Source organism: Mesorhizobium muleiense (genome assembly GCF_900099905.1).
Lineage (GTDB): Bacteria > Pseudomonadota > Alphaproteobacteria > Rhizobiales > Rhizobiaceae > Mesorhizobium > Mesorhizobium muleiense.
The window spans coordinates 1-21376 of the sequence record NZ_FNEE01000026.1 but is presented as its reverse complement, the minus strand read 5'-3'; the positions used below and the strand labels follow the sequence as shown (position 1 = coordinate 21376).

The 21376-nt window shown below is 62.6% G+C and carries 16 protein-coding genes; 6 read left to right on the top strand and 10 right to left on the bottom strand.

Annotated features, from left to right (window positions below; genetic code table 11):
• Positions 1 to 17: 17 nt before the first annotated feature.
• On the bottom strand, positions 18 to 2603 hold the full coding sequence (locus BLT09_RS28610; RefSeq protein ID WP_091599633.1) for a GcvT family protein: 2586 nt from the start codon (positions 2601 to 2603) through the stop codon (positions 18 to 20).
• A gap of 178 nt (positions 2604 to 2781) precedes the next feature.
• Positions 2782 to 4359 carry a trimethylamine methyltransferase family protein gene (locus BLT09_RS28600; RefSeq protein ID WP_091599627.1) on the bottom strand — a complete coding sequence of 526 codons (1578 nt, stop codon included), beginning with the start codon at positions 4357 to 4359 and terminating at the stop codon, positions 2782 to 2784.
• 230 nt (positions 4360 to 4589) lie between these two features.
• On the opposite strand from BLT09_RS28600, the gene BLT09_RS28595 reads away from it, so the two are divergent.
• Positions 4590 to 6458, top strand: a complete 1869-nt coding sequence (locus tag BLT09_RS28595; RefSeq protein WP_091599625.1) for a phospholipase D-like domain-containing protein — start codon at positions 4590 to 4592, stop codon at positions 6456 to 6458.
• Positions 6459 to 6582: 124 nt separating this feature from the next.
• The gene (locus tag BLT09_RS28590; RefSeq protein WP_091599622.1) at positions 6583 to 7743 is read left to right on the top strand and encodes an MFS transporter; all 1161 of its coding nucleotides are present in this window, start codon (positions 6583 to 6585) and stop codon (positions 7741 to 7743) included.
• Positions 7744 to 7832: 89 nt separating this feature from the next.
• Here BLT09_RS28590 and BLT09_RS28585 read toward each other — a convergent pair whose 3' ends face one another.
• Positions 7833 to 8390, bottom strand: a complete 558-nt coding sequence (locus BLT09_RS28585; RefSeq protein WP_091599619.1) for a hypothetical protein — start codon at positions 8388 to 8390, stop codon at positions 7833 to 7835.
• A 140-nt stretch (positions 8391 to 8530) separates the two neighbouring features.
• On the opposite strand from BLT09_RS28585, the gene BLT09_RS28580 reads away from it, so the two are divergent.
• A complete protein-coding gene (locus tag BLT09_RS28580; RefSeq protein WP_091599616.1) occupies positions 8531 to 10600 on the top strand; it encodes a prolyl oligopeptidase family serine peptidase in 2070 nt (689 codons plus the stop codon).
• A gap of 237 nt (positions 10601 to 10837) precedes the next feature.
• On the top strand, positions 10838 to 12217 hold the full coding sequence (locus tag BLT09_RS28570; protein WP_091599610.1) for an aspartate aminotransferase family protein: 1380 nt from the start codon (positions 10838 to 10840) through the stop codon (positions 12215 to 12217).
• A 108-nt stretch (positions 12218 to 12325) separates the two neighbouring features.
• On the opposite strand, the gene BLT09_RS28565 is transcribed toward BLT09_RS28570, so the two are convergent.
• The 4 genes from BLT09_RS28565 to BLT09_RS28550 all read right to left on the bottom strand — a co-directional run bounded on the left by BLT09_RS28565 (position 12326) and on the right by BLT09_RS28550 (position 17363).
• Entirely contained in the window at positions 12326 to 14350 is a 2025-nt protein-coding gene (locus tag BLT09_RS28565; protein ID WP_091599607.1) for an ABC transporter ATP-binding protein/permease, read from the bottom strand.
• A 186-nt stretch (positions 14351 to 14536) separates the two neighbouring features.
• Complete coding sequence (locus BLT09_RS34515) at positions 14537 to 14677, bottom strand: hypothetical protein (RefSeq protein WP_167366563.1); 141 nt, start codon at positions 14675 to 14677, stop codon at positions 14537 to 14539.
• A gap of 316 nt (positions 14678 to 14993) precedes the next feature.
• Positions 14994 to 15878 carry a 3-hydroxyisobutyrate dehydrogenase gene (gene mmsB / locus BLT09_RS28560; protein WP_091599604.1) on the bottom strand — a complete coding sequence of 295 codons (885 nt, stop codon included), beginning with the start codon at positions 15876 to 15878 and terminating at the stop codon, positions 14994 to 14996.
• A gap of 318 nt (positions 15879 to 16196) precedes the next feature.
• Positions 16197 to 17363, bottom strand: a complete 1167-nt coding sequence (locus BLT09_RS28550; protein ID WP_091599601.1) for an isobutyryl-CoA dehydrogenase — start codon at positions 17361 to 17363, stop codon at positions 16197 to 16199.
• Between the two features lie 151 nt (positions 17364 to 17514).
• Between BLT09_RS28550 and BLT09_RS28545 the strand changes: the two genes are divergently transcribed.
• Both BLT09_RS28545 and BLT09_RS28540 read left to right on the top strand, forming a co-directional pair.
• A complete protein-coding gene (locus tag BLT09_RS28545) occupies positions 17515 to 18129 on the top strand; it encodes a dimethylsulfonioproprionate lyase family protein (protein ID WP_091599598.1) in 615 nt (204 codons plus the stop codon).
• Positions 18129 to 19601, top strand: coding sequence for a cobyric acid synthase (locus BLT09_RS28540; protein WP_091599595.1), 1473 nt, complete (start codon positions 18129 to 18131; stop codon positions 19599 to 19601). The genes BLT09_RS28545 and BLT09_RS28540 overlap by 1 nt, the downstream gene beginning before the upstream one ends.
• Here the strand turns inward: BLT09_RS28540 and BLT09_RS28535 are convergent.
• From BLT09_RS28535 to BLT09_RS28525, 3 genes are all read right to left on the bottom strand, one after another.
• Positions 19598 to 20020 carry a VOC family protein gene (locus BLT09_RS28535; protein WP_091599818.1) on the bottom strand — a complete coding sequence of 141 codons (423 nt, stop codon included), beginning with the start codon at positions 20018 to 20020 and terminating at the stop codon, positions 19598 to 19600. The two genes, BLT09_RS28540 and BLT09_RS28535, sit on opposite strands and share 4 nt — an antisense overlap.
• Before the next feature lie 84 nt (positions 20021 to 20104).
• The gene (locus BLT09_RS28530) at positions 20105 to 20938 is read right to left on the bottom strand and encodes a helix-turn-helix domain-containing protein (RefSeq protein ID WP_091599592.1); all 834 of its coding nucleotides are present in this window, start codon (positions 20936 to 20938) and stop codon (positions 20105 to 20107) included.
• 100 nt (positions 20939 to 21038) lie between these two features.
• Complete coding sequence (locus BLT09_RS28525; RefSeq protein WP_077383756.1) at positions 21039 to 21209, bottom strand: hypothetical protein; 171 nt, start codon at positions 21207 to 21209, stop codon at positions 21039 to 21041.
• Positions 21210 to 21376: the final 167 nt, after the last annotated feature.

The following is a 21376-nucleotide window of genomic DNA, read 5'->3' as shown; positions in this document are numbered from 1 at the left end:
CTTTGGGTCCAATGCTTTCAGGCCCGCATCTTCTCGCCGCTCGGGTCGAAAGGCGGCTCGACATTGATGCGGGCTGGTCGTCGGCTTCCGAGGATCTCGATCTCGAACAGTCCGGCGCTCTCGTCCGCGGCCAAGGCCGCCGGCACATAGCCTTGCGCCATCGATTCCTTGATATAATGGGCATAGCCGCCGGAGGTGACCCAGCCGACCACGCGCCAGTCGCCGTCGACGATGCCGCGCACGGCCGAAGCGCCTTCCGCGGCCCTCGAGCCGCGCACTTCCTTGCCGTCCGTGTCGAAACGCTGCGCGCCATAACCATGCGGCTTCTCCACCGTGCCGTAATCCTTGCCGCCGACTTTGGCCCAGATCGGTTCGTCGCCCATCACGTCGGCGTCTGCGGCATCGACGATGAAGGAGACACGGCGCAGTTTTGGCCCTTCTGCCTGCTCCCTGGCTGCCGCGTCGCGTCCGATGAAGTCGTTCTTCTCCAGCTTGACGAAGCGGTCCATCGCCCCCTCGAACGGCCCGTAGATCGGGCGCAGTTCGCGGAACCAGGTCGGAAAATTCTTTTCCAGGCGCATCGAGAGCAGGGCGCGCATGCCGAAATCGACCAGGCCAAACTCTTCGCCGGCATCCTTGATCGCCTTGTAGACGAGACGCTGGTAGGCCGGCGCCATCCAGATCTCGTAGCCGAGGTCACCGGTATAGGTGATGCGATTGACCATGCAGGGCGCGCCGCCGACCGCCATCTCGCGGAAGTCCATGAAGCGGAAGGCCTTGGTCGAGATGTCGGCGTCGACCAGTTTCTGCAGCAGGTCGCGTGATTTCGGCCCGGCAATCGACAAGCCGACCAGCGTCTGGTCAAAGCGGTGAATGCGGACCTGTGACGCCCCTGGACCATCCTTCGGCAGGTGCTTCTCGAACCAGCGCATGTGATACTTCTGCGCCGCCGACGAGCTCCAGATCATGAAGCGCTCTTCGCCCGCCTTGGCGATGGTGAAATCGCCGATCAGCCTGCCGAACTCGTTCAGCATGGGGGTCAGCACAATGCGGCCGGTCTTCGGCATGCGGTTGGTCATCAGCCGGTTGAGGAAATCTTCCGATCCCGGCCCGGAGACTTCGTATTTGGCGAAGTTGGCGATCTCGGTGACGCCGACCTTCTCGCGGGTGGCGCGCACTTCCTCGCCGATCGGCCCGAAATCGTTGGAGCGATGGAACGAAACGATGTCCTTCGGCTCGGTGCCTTTCGGGGCGAACCAGAGCGGGGTTTCGAGGCCCCAGCTGTCGCCCATGACGGCGTTGTTGGCCAGCATCGTGTCGTAAAGCGGGGTGGTCTGGGCCGGGCGTGCCGCCGGCAGTTCCTCGTTGGGAAAGCGGATGGAAAAACGGCGCGAATAGTTTTCGCGGACCTTGGCATTGGTGTAGCGCAGTGTCGCCCATTCGCCAAAGCGCGCGACGTCCATGCCCCAGACGTCGAAGCCGGGATCGCCATGGACCATCCAGTTCGACAATGCCAACCCGACGCCGCCGCCTTGTGAGAAACCGGCCATGACGGCGCAGGCGCACCAGAAATTGGTCAGGCCCTGCACCGGGCCGACCAGCGGATTGCCGTCGAGCGCGAAGGTGAAGGGACCGTTGATGATCTGCTTTATGCCGGCCTTCTCGATGCCGGGAAAATGCTTGAAGCCGATTTCCAGCGACGGCGCGATGCGGTCGATGTCGGGCTGCAGCAATTCATGGCCGAAATCCCACGGCGTGTTGACCGGAGACCACGGCTTGCAGGCTTTTTCATAGGTGCCGAGCAGGATGCCGTTGCGTTCCTGGCGGGTGTAGATCTCGCCCTTGAAGTCCATAACGCCGATCATCTCGCGGCCGGTCGACTTGTTGAATTCCTCGACCTCCGGCATCGGCTCGGTCAACAGGTACATATGCTCCATGGCCAGCAGCGGCAGCTCGACGCCGACCATCCGGCCGATCTCGCGCGCCCACAGGCCGCCGCAGTTGACGACATGCTCGGCCTTGACCGTGCCTTGCTCGGTAACGACGTTCCAGGTGCCGTCGACCTCCTGCGTCAGCTCGACGACGCGGTTGCGCAGCACGATTTCGGCGCCGAGCTTCCTGGCCGCCTTGGCGTAGGCGTGGGTGGTGCCGGAAGGATCGAGATGGCCTTCGACCGGATCCCACATGGCGCCGACGAAATTGGTCTCGTCCATCAGTGGGAACATCGCCTTGGCCTCTGACGGCGTGATCAGCTCGGTGTCCATGCCGAGATAGCGGCCTTTGGCGTGAGCAAGGCGCAGGAAGTCCATGCGCTCCGGCGTGTCGGCCATCATCACGCCGCCGGTCAGGTGCAGCGAGCAGGACTGGCCGGAAAGCTCTTCGATCTCCCTGTAGAGCTGCACCGTATAGGCCTGCAGCTTGGCGACATTGGGATCGCCATTGAGCGTATGGAAGCCGCCCGCCGCATGCCAGGACGAACCGGAGGTGAGCTCCGAACGCTCGATCAGCATGATGTCGGTCCAGCCGGCCTTGGCCAGATGGTAAAGCACCGAGCAGCCGACGACACCGCCACCGATGACAACCGCTTTTGCGTGAGATTTCATGAAGATAGTTCCGTTTTTGAAGAGGTTGAATCGGGTGAGCGGGGCGTGAAAACAAAGTGGAGAAGCGCTCCGGCTGGAACAATGTCACGCCCTTCCTCTACCCCGTCGATCGGGGGAGAGGTGTCGAGCGAAGCTCGACGAAGTGGGAGTCGACTGTTCATCAAACCAATACAGATGATCAAAAATCAGTCGGCGCGCCGCCTTCGGACCGACGTTTGTCGACGAAGGCGTCGAGTTCCTCGCGGATAGCCGGGTCCATGTAGGGCTCTTCATAGGAGGCCAGCCGCTCCTTCCACACCCGATTGGCTTTTTCGATAGCTGTCGGCGATCCGGCTTCCGCCCAGGTCTCGAAATTGCGCCAGTCGGAGATGATAGGCGAATAGAATGCTGTCTTGTAGCGGTCCTGGGTATGCTGGGTGCCGAAGAAATGGCCGCCCGGACCGACGGACTGGATGGCGTCGAAGCCGAGGGCCTCCTCGGAGAGGTCGAGCGGGGTCAGGAACTCCGCCACCATCTGCAGCAGATCGATGTCCAGGATGGTCTTTTCGTAGGAGCAGCGCAGGCCGCCTTCCAGCCAGCCGGCCGCATGCATCATCAGATTGCCGCCGCCCTGGATGGCGCCCCACAGCGAGAACACGCTTTCATAGGCGGCCTGTGCGTCGACCGTGTTGGCGGCGCAGGTGTTGGAGGTGCGGTAGGGGATGTTGTAGCGGCGAGCGAGCTGGCCGCCGACCAATTGCGCCTTCATGTATTCCGGTGTGCCGAAGGCCGGCGCGCCGGACTTCATGTCGACGTTGGAGGTGAAGCCGCCATAGCCGACGGGCGCGCCCTTGCGCACCATCTGGGCGAAGGCAATGCCGGACAGTGCCTCGGCATTCTGCTGCACCAGCGCACCGGCGATGGTCACCGGCGCCATGGCGCCCGACAGGGTGAACGGCGTCACGATGACGACCTGGCCCTTGCTCGACATCTGGATGATGCCTTCCATCATCGGCACGTCGAGCTTGAGCGGCGAATTGGTGTTGATGATGGTGAACACCGACGGCTGTTCGAGAAGCTGTTCGGCGCTGATGCCGCGCGCGATCCTGGTGATCTCTATGCCGTCGACATTGCGCTCCTTGCCGAGCGAGTAGATGTGGAACACCTTGTCGGTGAGCACGCTCAGATCGCGGATGCATTCGAGGTGGCGGACGGACGGATGGATATCGATCGGCTCGACCGGATAGCCGCCGGTGCAGTTGAGGATGTTGTGCATCTGCGCAAGTTTGAGGAAGTTGCGGTAGTCCTGCTGGTTGCCCGGCCGGCGGCCGCGATCGATGTCGGAACAATTGGGCGCCGACGCCATCATCGAGATGATCAGGTTGTCGCCGCCGAAGCGGACATTGTGCGCCGGATTGCGGGCATGGATGGTGAATTCCGACGGGCAGTGCGAAACCAGCTCGAGGATCATGTCGCTGTCGAAGCGCACCCGCTCGCTGCCTTCGCGGACATCCGCGCCATGCGCCTTCATGATGCGCCTTGCCTCGTCGTGCAGCACGTCGACGCCGATTTCCCTGAGAACGCGCAGCGAGGCGAGGTGGATCGATTCCAGCTCGTCGTCGGAGACCAGCCTGGTCGGCGTCAGCGGGATTTTCAGCTGACGGAAAGGCGGCTGCTCGAATGCCGCCGCTGCGCCGGCGCGCTTGCCCGCGCGGCCGCCGCGACGGGCTCGGTCGTTCGCCAATGCCGGTTCGGCGGAATGAAGGGCGGCGGTCATGATAGTCCTCGTACGCTGCGATGGTGCGGCGGCATAATGGACCGACCGCCGTCCCGCCATTGCGGAGGCGGCGACCACTAGGACGAGGGAAGCGACATGGACGTTCGCCAGCCGGACGCACCAGGGCGAAATCCAGATCTGCTGCCCGAACTGTGAAACATGTCACGTTGCGATTACGTCATATTGAGTAAGTACATTGAATACAAACCGTCCTGAGGGAGACTATTTCCGTGTCGGATGTTGTCAGCGTGCGTGCAGCGACCAACAACGAAGTCGCTTTCATTGCCTGGGATATTGACGGAATGATCGACGGCTGTCTCGGCTTCGAGATCGTCCGCATCTATCCCGGCACCGGCGAGGAACGCTGTCTGGCGTCCTGGGTGCCTTTCCGGGGGCAACGCAACAGGGACTGGATTCCGCAGGACACCGGCGTCTGGCCGGTGCAGAAGACATTCTGGCGCGATCTTACGGTGCGGCGGCGCCGCGACAGCGTCGAAATCAGGCCGGATGGCGAATTGGTCGCCTACCGGGTGCGTCCGGTCGGCGACATGCGGCCCGGCCTCGATCCGGTGCCGGTGCGGCCCGAGAAAGCCTATAGCGGAGCGGCTCGGCCGCTCGGCTATCTCGGACAAGGCGCCGTCAGCCCGACCATCTTCCTGGGATCGATGTTCGGCAAGGCGCGGCTCGCCTTCACCAACGGCGTGCTCTCGACGCAATGGCTGTCGCGCGCGCTGGAAGACGCCGGCATCAAGGTCGGGCAGCGCGACAAGATCAGGGCCGAGCTTCAGCGTCCCGGCAGCAAGATACGCGCCTATCTTCACGGCGAGGTTCCGGATGTGCTCACCAGCCTGATGAAACGGGCCAAGGCCGAGGGCGGCACTGTCAGGCTTGCCCTCTATGAGCTTGGCGATGACGAGTTGTGCGACGCGATCATCGACGCCAAGGATGTCGTCGACGTCATTCTTTCGAATTCGGGCAGGGATGAACAGACCAAGGCGTGGGACGCGGGCAACGCGCCCTTCAGAAAGCGGCTGCGCGACGCCGGCGTAGTGCTGACCGATCGTCTGTTCAACAACAACCATATCGGCCACAACAAGTTTGCCGTCTACCGCGACGCCCAGGGCAATCCGCAAGCGGTCATGACCGGCAGCACCAATTGGACGTCGACGGGCATTTGCGGACAGTCCAACAACGCCTTCATCCGCGACGACCCTGCCATGGCCGAAGTGTTCGATGCCTATTGGGAACGGATGAAGGCCGACGTGTTCCCGCCGCCGGCGAGCGATAGCGCCGCAGGACGTGTGGCGCAGAAGCAAGGCAGGCCGTTTCGCCTGAAGAATCGCACACCGAACCATGTCGATGGGACCACCATCTGGTTCTCGCCAAACGATCCCGACCGCAGCAAAAAGGACATCTCGGTGCGGCCTGTCGATCTCGAAGATGTTTTCGCACGGATCAAGGCGGCGAAGGAGGCGGTGCTCTTTCTCGTGTTCAATCCGTCGCGGCTTGGCAACAATTCGGTCATCGATCAGGCGGTCGCGGCGGCGACGGCGAATCCAAAGCTGATCGTGCAGGGCGCAATCAGCGATCACACCGCCATGCCCAACTATATTGCTCCGACCCGGGATCCAGTCACCAACAAATCGAACAAGGATGGCAAGTCGCCATTCGTCTTTCCGGAGAAGGTCTGGGAGGCGCCGAACGTCTCCATCGTCAGGGCGGCCAACCTGACGGGGGCCTCCGTTGCGCGGGATTTCCAGGCGGAAGTGCTGACCGTCGGCCATGCGATCGTGCACGACAAGATCGTCATCATCGATCCGATGGCCGACAACGCGACCGTCATCGCCGGCAGCCACAACCTTGGCTACAAGGCGTCCTATGAAAACGACGAGAACATGGTGATCGTCGAAGGCGACAAGACGTTCGCTGCGGCCTTTGCGGTGCATATGCTCGACGTGTTCGACCACTACAAGTTCCGCGCCTGGCGCAGAACGATTGGAGAAGGACCGTCGGACAATGACGGGCTCTCCATCGACGACAAGTGGCTGAAGCCTTACGCGGAGGGCAGGAAGGGGGCGATTGCCCGGTATTTTCCGTAGTGGCCTGAATGGCGCCGCGGAGTCCTTAACAAGGCATGCTCTGGCTGGCGCAAGCGGTTCCTGCCGCCGGTGCTTCCCGGCACGCCGCCGAAACGCTAATCGTGCAGGCTTCGTGGTGCGGATCATGGACCGGGCGGAACAGAACAGCGACCAGACAATACAGTGGGCGGCGATCACCGGCGTGATCGCCACCGTTTCGGTGTTCGCCATCGCGCAAGGGCTGAGCTACCCGCTGCTGAGCTTCATCCTGCAGCGCCAGGGCGTCTCGCCGGCCATGATCGGCCTGTCGGCGGCAATGACGCCGGTCGGCTTTATCGTCTCGTCGCCGCTTATCCCGGCGCTGGCGCGCCGGTTCGGGGCAGGGCGCACGGCGCTGACCTGCGCGGCCCTTTCCGCGATCATGCTGGCGCTGATCGGCTGGACGCAAAATGTCTATCTCTGGTTTCCACTGCGCTTCCTGATCGGCGTGGTGACCAATCCGCTCTATGTGCTGAGCGAGATCTGGGTGATCGCGCTGGCGCCTCCGGCGCGCCGCGGTCGCGTGATGGGCATCTATTCTACAGTCATTTCGGCAGGTTTCGCGGCCGGCCCGCTGTGCCTGCTTGCGGTCGGCACCGAAGGATGGCCGCCGTTTCTCGTCGGCATCGCCGCATTCGTCTTTTGCGGCGCCTGCCTGGCGCTGGTGCTGGGACGGCTGCCAAAGGTCGATGAAGCCGGGCACCAGGTTTCGGTGATGGGGTTCATGCCGATGGCATGGCTGCTGCTGTCGGCGGTGGTGGTGGCCGCCGGTTTCGAACAGGGGGTGCTGGCACTGCTGCCGGTCTACGGAGCGCATTATGGCATCGCGGAGGCGCGCATGTCGGCGCTGCTGTCGATAATGATCGCCGGCAACATCGCCATGCAGGTGCCGCTCGGCCTGCTGGCGGAACGGCTGACAGCGCGTTTGGTGCGATTTATCTGTGTATCGCTAACGGTGCTTGGATGCGTGCTGTTGCCGGTTCTCATCGAGACGCCGCTGATCTGGCCGTGCGTGTTTGTCTGGGGTGCGGTTTCCTACGGCATCTACACGATGTCGATCATCGAGCTTGGCGAGCGGTTCACCGGCTCGGCACTGGTCGCCGGCAACGCCGCCTTCTCGCTAATGTGGGGCGTCGGCGGCATCGCCGTGCCGCCGCTGGCGGGCGGCGCCATGGATATTCTCGGCGCGGACGGCCTGCCGATCACGCTTGGCGCCATTTGTCTGGCGTTGGCGGTCACAACCGTATTGCGGGGGCGAGCGGTCTAAAGCGCGTCGCGTCTGATGCGACGCGCTTTAGGTTGTTGTTTTTGCATGTCGTTATCGCAAAACCGCTGCACACTTTTGCGCGACATGCATTAATACGATTGCGGGGTGCCTTCATTTCCTTGCCATCTGGAAATCGCCCATAAATCACACTCGGCATGGTGTTCAGAGGGATGCATCCTGCGTAGGAGGTCTCGAATTTCAACGGCACGATCAAAGTCGGTTATCAATCCAACATCGGACAGTTCCGTGTTCGCAAACACGTCAGGAAATCCTCCGCAGTTGGTCAAAGCGCTTATGGAGACGTCTTGATCCAACAAGTCGTAGCCCAGGAAGGTAAATCCGTTCCAGTCGAGTGAACGCACGTCAAGCGACGGTCTTCGTATCACATTGAGGACATTCAAATCGCCCGGATCGGCCAACTCCGAAAGGAGGAAGTCCAGGTCCACAAAGAAATCGAGCATGTAGTCCTCGTTAACAATATGGGGCCAGTAGCTGTCCTTTACCTGTCCCAGCGCAACCGGCCCGAGCATTCCATCGAGTGAGACGACCTCGCTTAATTGGGTGAGGCCGGACCAGTTTATGTACATGGTCCACGCAGTGCCGCTGAAAGGACCGAACTTCTCTTTGGCAATGTACAGATGTTGCATGGATTCCCTCGTGGCCTGCGGGCGGCAGGCGGCCCCACCTTAGGAGGCCAACAGCGCAATGGCTCCTTTTGCGTTCCAGGTTGAATACCGATAGTGGCAAGACGACGTTGCCGAGCCTTGACGAATTTATCGGAGACCACATGACCAGTTCGAACACAAAGACGCGTCCCAATTCGGCGACTGAGGATCCCTTTCTCTGGCTGGAGGACAGAACGGGCAAGGAAACGCTCGACTGGGTTCACCGTCAGAACGAGATCACGGTTGCCGAGTTGCAGGGCGATCCATCCTACCAGACCTGCTTCCAAACCGCACTCGACCTGATGACGGCCGAAGACAACATTGCCGTCGGGTCTGCGCTCAACGGCCACGTCTATAATTTCTGGCAGGACAAGACCAACGTGCTCGGCCTCTGGCGGCGCACTCCGGTCGCTTCCTACAAGACCGAGAAGCCGGAATGGGAGACGATCATCGACTTCGACAGTCTGTCAGCCAAAGACGGTGTGAAATGGGTGTTCAGCGGCGCCAGCCGGCTTTACCCCGATTTCAGCCGCTGCCTGCTCAGCCTGTCGCCGGATGGCGGCGACGCCAGCGAAATGCGCGAATTCGACATCGACAGCAAGTCCTTTGTCGAGGGCGGCTTTCGTGCTCCTGCCTCGAAGTCGGGCTTCAACTGGCTGGACAAGGACACGGTCATCGTCTCGGCTGCCTTCGAAGAGGACGAAAAAACCCAGTCCGGTTATCCGCGCGTGGTCAAGCTTTGGCAGCGCGGCACCAGGCTGGAGGATGCGACGCCGATTTTCGAGGCGCAGAAGCAGGATCTCGCCGCCGGCGGTTCCCTCGAATTCGACGGTGACAAGCGGCATCTGTTGCTGACCCGGACGCTCGATTTCTTTGCCTCGCACAGTTTTCTGCGTCTGCCTTCCGGCGAAAACAGGCGCATCCCGTTGCCGGACGACGTGACCGACACGGTGCTGTTCAGGGATCAGTTCGTCTTTGGAGTGCGCAGCCCGTGGACGGCGCCGGACGGCACGCTGTGCAATCCTGATGGCCTCTATTCGCTGGACTTCGCGCGCTGGATCGAGACCAATGCGCTCGCACCTGTCGAGACCGTGCTCGAGTCGGCGGATCGTGTCTCGATTGCCGGCATTGCCCGCACGCGGGACCGGTTGTTCATCAATCTGATGGACAATGTGCGCGGCAAGGTCGTCGCCTGCGATCGCAGCGGCAGCGGCTGGTCGCTGCAGCCGGTGGCGCTGCCCGAAAACGGCAGTGTCGGCATCAGCCACGCCGAGCGTTTCGGCTCCAGCGTGTCCTTCTCCTTCACCGATTTCCTGACGCCGAGTTCGATCATCTGGTCGGACGACAATGCAGCGATGCTGACAACCGTGAAATCGCAGCCGGCGCGTTTCGATGCATCGTCCCTGGTCTCGGAACAGTTCGAGGCACGCTCGAAGGACGGCACCAAAATCCCTTATTTCGTCGTCAGGCGGCGCGACCAGGACGGGCCGGTGCCGACGCTGCTTTACGGCTATGGCGGCTTCGAAGTGCCGCTGCTGCCCGGCTATGCCGGCGTGCGCGGCCGGCTGTGGCTGGAAAAGGGCAATGCCTATGTGCAGGCCAATATCCGCGGCGGCGGCGAGTTCGGTCCGAACTGGCATCAGGCCGCGCTCAAGGCCAATCGCCAGAACGCCTTCGACGATTTCGCCGCGGTCGCGCAAGACCTGGTGGAACGCGGCATCGCCACGCCGGCGACGCTTGGCATCCAGGGCGGCTCGAATGGCGGCTTGCTGACCGGCGTTTCGCTGACCCAGCATCCCGAGCTTTTCGGTGCGGTGATCATCGACGTGCCCCTGCTCGACATGCTGCGCTACACCGAGCTGCCGCCCGGCGCATCCTGGATGGCCGAGTATGGCGATCCGGCGAAGCCGGAAGAGGCCGCGTCGCTGGCGGCTTACTCGCCTTATCAGCATGTCGAGCCCGATGCCGCCTATCCGCCGGTGCTGCTGACCACATCGACGGCCGACGACCGCGTCCATCCCGGCCATGCGCGCAAGATGGCGGCGCGGCTGCAGGCTGCCGGCCACGCGAAGACGCTGTTTTTCGAGGAGACCGAGGGCGGCCATGGCGGGCGCGGCGATCGCCGGCCGCAAGCGGCACAGGCGGCGATGAAGTATGTCTTCCTGCAACGGGCGCTGGCCGGAACGGCTTGAACGGAACGGCTTGAACTGATCGCATCAGACCGCCTAAGATGCTGCATGGCTTGGATGAAGGCATCATGCGCATTTGGGGTGGCGGTGACGCCGTCGCCGCGTACGCTTCGCGCCGAGCTTTTGCGGCTTTGCGCCCGCATCGGCTATTCGCCGCCCGCCTTCCTCTGACGAATCCGCCCCCGCTGCAATTGCCGGATTGTCTGCAATTGCCGGATTGGTTCAAGAGGAAGATCAGACATGACCTATCAGAATTATTCGCTGAAGCAGCTTCAGCAGATCGATGCTGCGCATCACCTTCATCCGTTCACCGACCACAAGGAGATGCGCGAGGCCGGCTCACGCATCATCACCCACGCCAACGGGCCGTTCATCTACGATTCCGAAGGCACGGAAATCCTCGACGGCATGGCCGGACTGTGGTGCGTCAACATCGGTTACGGCCGCGATGAGCTGGCCGACGCCGCTTACGCCCAGATGAAGGAACTGCCTTATTACAATTCCTTCTTCAAATGCTCGACCCCGACACCGGTGCTGCTGGCCAAAAAGCTGGCGGAACTGGCGCCGAAGCATGTCAACCAGGTGTTCTTCGGCTCGTCCGGTTCGGAGGCCAACGACACGGCGCTGCGCCTCGTGCGCCACTATTGGGCATTGGAAGGCAAGCCGGAGAAGAACCGCATCATCTCGCGCAAGAGCGCCTATCACGGCTCGACCATCGCCGGCACGTCGCTGGGCGGCATGGAGCCGATGCACAAGCAGCTCAACGGCGCGGTTCCCAACATCGTCCATGTGATGATGCCTTATGCCTATGAGCTGGCTCTGCCCGGCGAAAGCGACCATGATTTCGGCCTGCGCGCGGCCAAGGCCGTCGAGGATGCCATCCTCGAAGCCGGCGCCGACAAGGTCGCCGCCTTCATCGGCGAACCGGTGATGGGAGCAGGGGGCGTGAAGATACCGCCGATGAGCTATTGGCCGGAAGTGCAGCGCATCTGCCGCAAATACGATATCCTGCTGATGCTGGACGAGGTCATCACCGGCTATGGCCGCACCGGCGAGTGGTTCGCAGCTCAGACCTTCGACATCGAGCCCGATACCATCACCACCGCCAAGGCGCTGACCTCCGGTTATCAGCCGCTGTCGGCGCTGCTGGTCGGTGACCGCATCGCCGCGACGCTGGTCGAGAAGGGCGGCGAGTTCAATCACGGCTATACCTATGCCGGCCACCCCGTGGCCTGCGCCGTGGCGCTGAAGAACCTCGAGATCATTGAGCGGGAGGGTTTGGTCGATCGGGTCAAGAACGACACCGGACCCTATTTCGCCAAGGCGCTGCAGGAGCACGTCGGCGGTCACGATCTGGTTGGCGAGGTGCGCTCGATCGGCCTGATGGCGGCGATCGAGATCGTCAGCGACAAGGCGACCAAGGCGCGCTTCCTGCCGGCCGGGAGCGCGGCCGTGACCGTTCGCGACCACGCAGTTGCCCAGGGCATGATGCTGCGCGCCACCGGCGATACGATGATCCTGTCGCCGCCGCTGATCTGGACGCGCGAGACGATCGACATGGCCTGCGGCCGCATCGCCAAGGCGCTTGATCTGGCGCAGGCCGATTTGCGCAAGCAATAAGATAGATCGATCGCCGGGCGTCCTGCGGCCGGACGCCCGCCGTTTGAATGCCGGATTCTGCCAGCCGGAGGAGCCGCTCACCAAGAACCGAGGCCCGATCGGCGGATTTCACTTTTTTGTCTCGGGCAGCGCCGCTTTGCTCGAGGTCGTGCTGCGCTTCGGTGCGGCGCGCCGGCGCCGCATAAATCGCTCAAGCAAGTTCCGTCTTCTCTTGCGCTGGACAAGATCGATATCGCTGACAAGCTTTGCGCCGCCCTCGCGCCGCTCCAAGGTGATCTTGCGGCTATGAAAGGCTTCCAGCTCGGCGCGATGCGCCACGCTTATGATGGTGACCTTCGGCAATTCGTGAACGATCATCTCCATCATCTTGTCCTGGCTCTTTTCATCGAGTGCTGACGTTGCTTCATCCAGCACGATGATATCGGGGCTGTGCAGCAGAAGACGCGCGAAGGCGAGCCGCTGCTTTTCGCCACCGGAGAGGGTCTGGTCCCATGGCGCATCGTCCTCGATCTTGTCGTTCAGATAATCGAGCCCGACCTTGTCGAGGGCAGCCTTGATCTCGTCCAGCGTCCAGCGATCGGCGGCGCCTGGATAGGCGACTGCGCGGCGAAGCGTCCCGGTGGGGACATAGGGCCGTTGCGGCAACATGAACAGCCGTCTGTCGGCGTGGATGTTGACGCTGCCGCCGCCCCACGGCCACAGACCTGCGACGGCCCGCACCAGCGTACTCTTGCCTGAGCCGGATTCGCCGGCGACGAGCACCCGCTCGCCTGATTCGATCACGACCTTGGTTTCCTTGACCACGGCGGTGCCGTCGTCGAGCGACACGGAGAGATTGTTCAGGCTGAGCATCGCATCGCCTGCAGCTTCGCCGCGCTTTATGCGTCCGAGCGTGTTGCTCTGCTCCGCGCGCTCGAGCCCGTCGAGCGACACCATCAGCGAGGCGATGCGCCGTGCACAGGCGTTCCAATTGGCGAGACGGGGGTAGTTGTCGACCAGCCATCCGAACGCGCCCTGCACAATGGCAAAGGCAGAGGCAGCCTGCATGACCTGTCCAAGTGTCATGCCGCCTTCGAGAAACTTTGGAGCGCAAAGCAAAACCGGCACGACAGGCGCAAACAGACTCGCCCCCTGCGATACCAGCGCTGTGCGCATGTGCTGACCTGTAAGGAGCGCCCATTGCCTGAGCACATAGGCGAACGTCTTGTCGATGCCGCTACGCTCTTCCTCCTCGCCGCCGAGCAATGCGATACTCTCGCCGTTTTCCCGCACCCGCGTCAGCGTGTAGCGGAATTCGGCTTCCGCCTGATTTTTTTCCTCGGAGAGGTGGACGAAATGGCGGCCAATGACCGCCATCGAGGTGGATGTGATCGCGGCATAGAGCACCGCGGTGATGACGAGAAAGCCGGGAATGGTCACCGTCGAACCTGCGATCGTCAGAGTCAGGGCCCCGCCGATCGTCCAGAGCACCACGATGAAGGTCGAGGCCGACAGAAACGCGTTGATGACACCGGCGATGAAGTCGACCGGGGATTCGGTGGCAATCCGCAAATCCTCCGTGATGCGTGCTTCAGGGTTCTGGTGGTCGCCGCCGACGAGGTTCAACTGAAAGTAGCGGCCGCTTGCAAGCCACCGCGCGATGACCGTGTTGGTGAGCCAGGAACGCCAGCGGCGCTGCATCGTCATGCGAAGGAAGACCTGTGCAACGACAAGGCTTCCGCTTCCGAGCACGAGCGGCACGAAAACGGCGCTCAGGACATAGACGGTGCGCGCATTGCGTTGCTCAAGGGCATCGAAAATTGCGCGATTCCAGACATTGATCCCATACTGGAAGCCGACATTGATGACGATCAGGAGCAATAACCCGATCGTGTACGGCCAAGCCCGCCTATCGCCTCCGCGGCCCCAGTAACCGCGCGCGCTGATCCAGAAACGCCTCAGCAAGTATCTCTTGCGCGCCTGCTCGGCCTCCTCAGGGGTCAGCTCCGGATCGGGTTCGACGAACTCCAGCGGCGGCGGGGCCGCGCCGACGATCTCAGACGCGGCTTCGACAGTCGATTGCTTCTCCTGGCGCGACTTCTCGGCATCGCGTGATTTGGAGACCGATTTCGGCTTGGATTTAGCCCCGGACATACCGGCGATAACGGCTTGGAAATCAGAAGGTTTCAATGATGTCCGCTCAAGCCGCTTGATCTCCACGTCAGCGCGGATGCGGTCGGCTTCGTTTCCTAGCGTCTTCGTTGATCTGCTGCCACTTCGTGAGCCTGTCGACAAGCTTGCCGACAGGACCGATGAGCTTCAGGAGATTTCAGATCGCGCTCACCGAACCCTCGCGCTGGGGAGCGTTGCAGCGACCATCTGTGGGTCGACGTCGGTCAGGACCGCCGCCACCAGGCCGACGACCGTCTGGAGACGCGCCAGGGCGATCGTCTCACTGTCGTTGAAGAATGCGAAATGCAAAAACCGCGCTCCATCGGGAACGCGGCTTTGCCAGGATACGCATGGCGCTTCGCTGACTGAACACTTGGCGAAACTTACGGGCTCCGGTACGCGAGACCTGATCCGGAGCGCCGGGCGGTTGCGATAGGCCGCCTCGCACTCCGTTCTACAGGGACATCGTTACCGGGTGGTTATCGATAGTTTAAGCAAATCTAAATTTCCGCGTTTCTTGCCGGAAACCGAAAGCCGGTCGAGTTCGAGGCTGAAGCGCGTCGCGTCTGCTGCGCACGCTTTGCGCACCCTTGGGGGTTAAGCCCAAGCTTTTGGGCGACATGCATTACGCCGGGGTGCCGCGCAGGAAATTTATGATGCCGGAGAAGTCGGCAGCGGCATGCCCCTGGGCGTTGAACAGCGCATAAAGCTGGGCGGCCTCGGCGCCCAGCGGCGTCACCGCACCGGCGCTTTGCGCGGTTTCCTGCGACAGTTTCAGGTCTTTCAGCATCAGTGCCGCGGCAAACCCCGGCCTGTAGCCATTGTTGGCCGGCGATGTCGGCACCGGACCAGGGACCGGGCAGTAGGTGGTCAGCGACCAGCACTGGCCCGACGAGTTCGAGGCGACGTCGAACAGCGCCTGGTGCGACAGGCCGAGCTTTTCCGCCAGAACGAAGGCTTCGGCGACACCGATCATCGAAATGCCCAAGATCATGTTGTTGCAGATCTTTGCCGCCTGTCCGGCGCCGTCGTCGCCGCAATGGACGATGCGGCCGGCCATCGGCTTGAGGATTGGTTCGGCCTTGGCAAAAGCTTCCTTCGCGCCGCCGGCCATGAAGGTCAGCGTGCCGGCGGCGGCCCCGCCGGTGCCGCCGGAAACCGGCGCGTCGATCGACAGCAGCTTGTGTCTGGCGGCAATGGCGTGGGCTTTTCGTGCCGATTCGACGTCGATGGTCGACGAATCGATGAACAGCGCGCCTTTTTTCGCTTTTGGCACGATGTCTTCATAGACCGACAGAACGTGTTTGCCGGCCGGCAGCATGGTGATGACCACATCGGCCTCCTTCACCGCGGCAACGGCATTGGCCATGACGACGACCCCATGCTCCTTGGCGTTGGCGAGATTTTCCGGGATCAGGTCGAAGCCGTGAACGGCATATCCAGCCTTGACGAGATTGGCTGCCATCGGATTGCCCATATTGCCGAGGCCGATGAAGGCGATGGTGGTCATGGTGGCGCTCCGTGGGTTGGGTTAAGTAGGGGAGTAGGGGAGTAGGGGAGTAGGCAACTTATTCGGGCGCAAGTTTGCTGATAAGCTGGCGAAGCATTTTTCAGATCTCCTAGGTCGATAACAGCATCTGATAAGCTTGATCACACGCCAGATCCATCGCTTGCTGCCAGACGATAAGATCCTTGTGCGAATTGATCCTGCCGGTCATTTTTCTCCCCTACTCCCCTACTCCCCTACTCCCCTACTCCCCTACTCCCCTACTCCCCTACTCCCCTACTCCCCTACTCCCCTACTCCCCTACTCCCCTACTGCCTTGCCTTACCGCCCAATCAGGGCGCGTGCGATGATGACGCGCATGATCTCGTTGGTGCCTTCGAGAATCTGGTGAACGCGCAAATCCCGCACCAGCTTCTCGATGCCGTAATCGTGCAGATAGCCATAGCCGCCATGCAGTTGCAGCGCGTCGTTGGCAACGTTGAAGCCGACGTCGGTGACGAAGCGCTTCGCCATCGCCGACCATTTCGAGGCGTCCGGGGCCTTGCGGTCGAGCTTCGAGGCAGCGGCGTAAAGGAATATCCGTGCTGCCTGCAACTCGGTCTCCATGTCGGCCAGCTTGAATTGCAGCGCCTGGAACTGGTTGATCTTGGCTCCGAAGGCCTTGCGTTCGGCGGTGTAGGACAGCGCCTTGTCGAGCGCCGATTGCGCCCCGCCCAGCGAACAGGCGGCGATGTTGAGCCGGCCGCCGTCGAGCCCGGCCATGGCGATGCCGAAGCCGGCGCCTTCGTCCGAGAGCAGGTTTTCAACCGGCACCTTGCAGTCCTCGAAGACGACCTGGCGGGTCGACTGCATGTGCCAGCCCATCTTGTGCTCGTTGGCGCCGAAAGACAGGCCGGGCGCATCTTTCGGCACGACGAAGGTCGAAATGCCCTTCGGACCGTCGGCGCCGGTGCGCGCCATGACGATGTAAAGGTCGCTGTCGCCGGCGCCCGAAATGAACTGCTTGACGCCGTTCAGCACATAGTCGCCGCCGCTCCTCACCGCACGCGTCTTCAGCGCCGCAGCATCCGATCCCGAACCCGGCTCGGTCAGGCAATAGCTCGCCAGCCATTCCATCGAGGTCAGCTTCGGCAGGAAGTGCTGGCGCTGCTCGTCGCTGCCGAAGCGGTCGATCATCGAAGCCACCATATTGTGGATCGAGATGAAGGAGGAGAAGGCCGGATCGGCGCGCGAAAGCGCCTCGAAGATCAGCACCGCGTCGAGCCGGCCGAGCGCTGAGCCGCCGACATCGTCACTGACATAGATGCCGCCAAGCCCGAGCGGGCCAGTCTCGCGGATCACGTCCGCCGGAAAATGCTTGTTGCGGTCCCAGTCGAGCGCGTTCGGCGCAACGCGATCGGCAGCGAAGGCCTCGGCCATTTGCTGGATGGCGCGCTGGTCCTCGTTGAGTTCGAACTGGCTGGTGCCCGCATCAACAGCGGCGTCCATGGCGTGCTCCGTAATGTCGTCGGCCTCCTGGCCTGTCGTTTTTGGCTTTGCGCGCGGTTCAATCTAGACCAATGATGCTGCCGCGCAAGCCGACTAGCTCCATCCAACGATCTGGGGGCGGCTGTGTGATAATGCGTGTCCGGGGCAAGGCGTGACGACAAATTTCGATGAACTGCTCGAGCGTTTCCACGCCACTCTCGCAACATTCGATGATGCGCTGGTGCGCAATGAGGTGGCCCGGATCGGCTGGGCCATGCCGGCACGACCGCTCGATCCGCGTCCGCTTGCCTGCCTGCGCCAGCTCGATCGTATCGTCGAGCTCGCTCCGGCCAACGCCCAGCCGCTGGCGCGGCTGCTTGCGGAGCGTCGCCGCCAATTGCGCTGGGGGCAGACCTACAGCGAGGCGGATTTCGGCAAGACGTTCATCGACAATTACGGCTGGCTGGAGGTCTTCGGCACGCGCGGCCATTTCGTCAACGACGAGGTCGCGGCCGGTCTGCTGATCCTCGGACCTGAAATCGTCTATCCCGACCACCATCATGTCGCCGAGGAGATCTACATTCCGCTGACCGGCGGCACCGAATGGCGCATGGGCGAAGGCGACTTTGGCAGGCGCGAGGCGGGTGAGGTGATCCACCATGCCTCTGATGTCAGCCACGCCATGCGCACCGGCAAGGAGCCGCTGCTGGCGCTCTACCTCTGGCGCGGCGGACCACTGGCCGCGAAATCCACGATCACCGGCAGCGTTTCACAGGGCAGGAATTGATGGCGGCCAAGGCGATCATGCTGCAGGGCACAGGCTCCGATGTCGGCAAGACGGTGCTGGTCGCGGGCCTCTGCCGCGTGGCGAAGAAGCGTGGGCTGAAGGTGCGGCCGTTCAAGCCGCAGAACATGTCGAACAACGCCGCCGTCGCCAATATACCGGGCGACAAACTCGGCGGCGAGATCGGCCGCGCCCAATGGCTGCAGGCGATCGCCTGTGGCGTTGCGCCCACCGTCCATATGAACCCGGTGCTGCTCAAGCCGCAGACCGATATCGGCGCGCAAGTGGTGGTGCAGGGCAAGGTGTTCGGCGAGGCGCGGGCGCGCGACTACCAGGCGCTGAAAGCCCGGCTGATGGATGCCGTGCTGGACTCTTGGGCCAAGGTCGCCGAGGGTGCCGATCTCGTCATCGTCGAAGGCGCCGGCTCGCCGGCCGAGATCAATCTCAGGAGCCGCGACATCGCCAATATGGGCTTTGCGACGCGCGCCAACGTGCCGGTGATCCTGGTCGGCGATATCGATCGCGGCGGCGTCATCGCCTCGGTCGCCGGCACCCATCTGATCCTGCCGGAAGAGGACCGGCGCATGATCGTCGGCTATCTCATCAACAAGTTCCGCGGCGATGTCTCGCTGTTCGATGACGGCATCAAGGCGATCGAAAACTTCACCGGCTGGCGCTGTTTTGGCGTCGTGCCGTGGCTGAAGGCGGCGGCGCGGCTGCCCTCGGAAGATTCCGTGGTGCTCGAACGCCTGGCGTCCGGCGAGAAGCGCGCGCTGAAGGTGGCCGTGCCGATGCTTTCGCGCATCGCCAATTTCGACGACCTCGACCCGCTCAAGGCCGAGCCGCAGGTCGAGGTCGTCTTCGTGCCGCCCGGCCAGCATTTGCCGGAGGATGCTGGGCTGGTGATCATTCCCGGCTCGAAGTCGACGATCGGCGATCTGCTAAGATTCCGCGAGAATGGCTGGGACCGCGATCTTGTCGCCCACCGCAAGCGCGGCGGCCACGTCGTCGGCATCTGCGGCGGATTCCAGATGCTCGGCCGTGTCGTGCGCGATCCCGACGGCATCGAGGGCAGCGCCACCGAGACCGAGGGGCTCGGCCTGCTCGACGTCGAAACGGTGATGCAACCGGAAAAGACTGTGCGCAATGTCAGCGCGCGCTCGGTCCAGTTCGATCTGCCGCTCCAGGGCTACGAGATCCATCTCGGCCGCACCACCGGTCCGGACACGCTGCGGCCGTCCGCCGTCATCAACGGCGCCGATGACGGCGCCGTCTCGGCCGACGGCAAGGTGTCGGGCAGCTATCTGCACGGGCTGTTTTCCGCCGACGCTTTTCGGGCGAAATTCCTGGAAAACCTTGGCGTCAACAGCGGCGGCATCGACTACCGTGCCGAAGTCGAACGGGCGCTGGACGAGATCGCAGCCGAGCTGGAAACCCACCTCGACTGCGACGCGATTTTTGGCCTCGCGCGTTAGCTGGCGGGCTCGCCGGCCTTCGGCCAGTAAGTGCCGAACGACCAGACATTGCCTTCCGGATCGCGGCAGATGAATTCGCGGCTGCCATAGTCGCGGTCGGTGAGCTCTTCCAGTATTTCGGCGCCGGCCTTCTTGGCTCTGGCATAAGCGGCATCGGCATCGTCGACGGCAACATAGATCGATCTGCCGCCACCCGGGCCCGGTGCGCCGATCATCTGGCCAAACTTGTCGTCGCGTGCGGTGCCCAGCATGATCATCGAGGAGCCGAAAGTCAGTTCGGCGTGTTGGACGATGTCGCCTTCGCCGTAGCGGGCATGAACGGCAAAGTCGAAGGCTTCACCGAGCCAGTCGATCATTTTCGCGGCATTGCGGTAGCGCAAGGTGGGATAGAGCCTGGGCGGTTCGACTGACATGGTCATGACGATCTCCTTCAATTGGATTGGACGATAATCCAGTCTGGGCGAAGGCTTTTCCCACGTCTTGAAGAAATGTTACCGGCGCCTCTATGCTTGGGCGGCCAGCGCCGTCGGCGTTTCGCCGGCAAGGTCGCGGAATTCGCGCACCAGATGCGCCTGGTCGGCATAGCCGCAATCGGCGGCGATATCAGCCCAATCGGATTTGCCCTGCCTTGACAGGCCGAGCGCCCGGTTGAAGCGGACGATGCGCGAGAGCGTCTTGGGGCCGACGCCGATCGCGTTGGAGAATTTTCCCGCGAGATGCTTGCGGCTCCAGCCCAGCCTGTCGGCGAGCGATGAGACGCGAATGCGGCCACCCGAGACGATGATCCGGTCATAGGCCCAGGCGATTTCGGCCTGCATTTCGCGGGCCTTAGTCAGTCGCGCGGCGACGAACGTCTCGACGATGGCAAAACGTGCGCTCCAGCCGTGCGCATTGCCAAGTCTTTCGCGCAGCGCGATGCCTTCGATCCCGAGCACATCGTCGAGGCCGACCATGCGGTCGGTCAGTTCGCTCATCGCAAGGCCGAAGAAGCGTCGGGCGCCGAGCGGGGTGAAATTGACCTGGATGCAGCAGGCGCCGCCGCGGGATTCGATCACCACCGGACCGGCATAGAGGCCGGCGGCGAAACTGGCGAAGCGGTCGTTGTCGCCCGGCTCCTTGCCGAGCCCGATGGCGAAGGGTTCGGCAAAGCTGATGACCAGCGGCACGGTCAGCGATGCGTATTCGACGTTGCGGAAACGGCCGGGCATGGTTTCGCGGTAGCCGCAGATGTCAGTGACTGAACCCTGGAGCCAAGGGCCAGGCGCACGCCGAACCATCTCGAACCGGTCGAGGCCAGGACTGTGCTGGTTGCTGCCGTCTTCGCTCTGGGCAGACATGAGCTTTCCTCCGCCCGCGGATGGTAGCAGACCAACCCTCAGAATCAAAAGCGCCCGGCTTGTGGCCGGGCGCTCCGAGTTGACTGAGAGATCTGAGGGCTTAAGCGCCGCGAACCAGGCAGCCGCCGGCAAGCACGATATAAGCGATGAGGACGATCCACACCGCGGCTAGGGGAATGAACGCAAAAACGCCGAGAGCGGCGAGAAGACCGATGATGGCGATAACAAGGGATATGATGAAAATAAGCTGCGTAGGCGCACTGAGATTCATGTGTGGCTCCTCCGACATGATTCGTACAACCGCATCCTATCAGGCGCCCCGTTCACACACCAATCAGCGGGGCGCAGCGGGTTCGCCCGGTCAGACGGTAGCTTGATGGGAGTGGCCCGGAGGATGCGGCGCGTTGCTGTGGGCGGCTTCTCCCTTCTCCCCTTGTG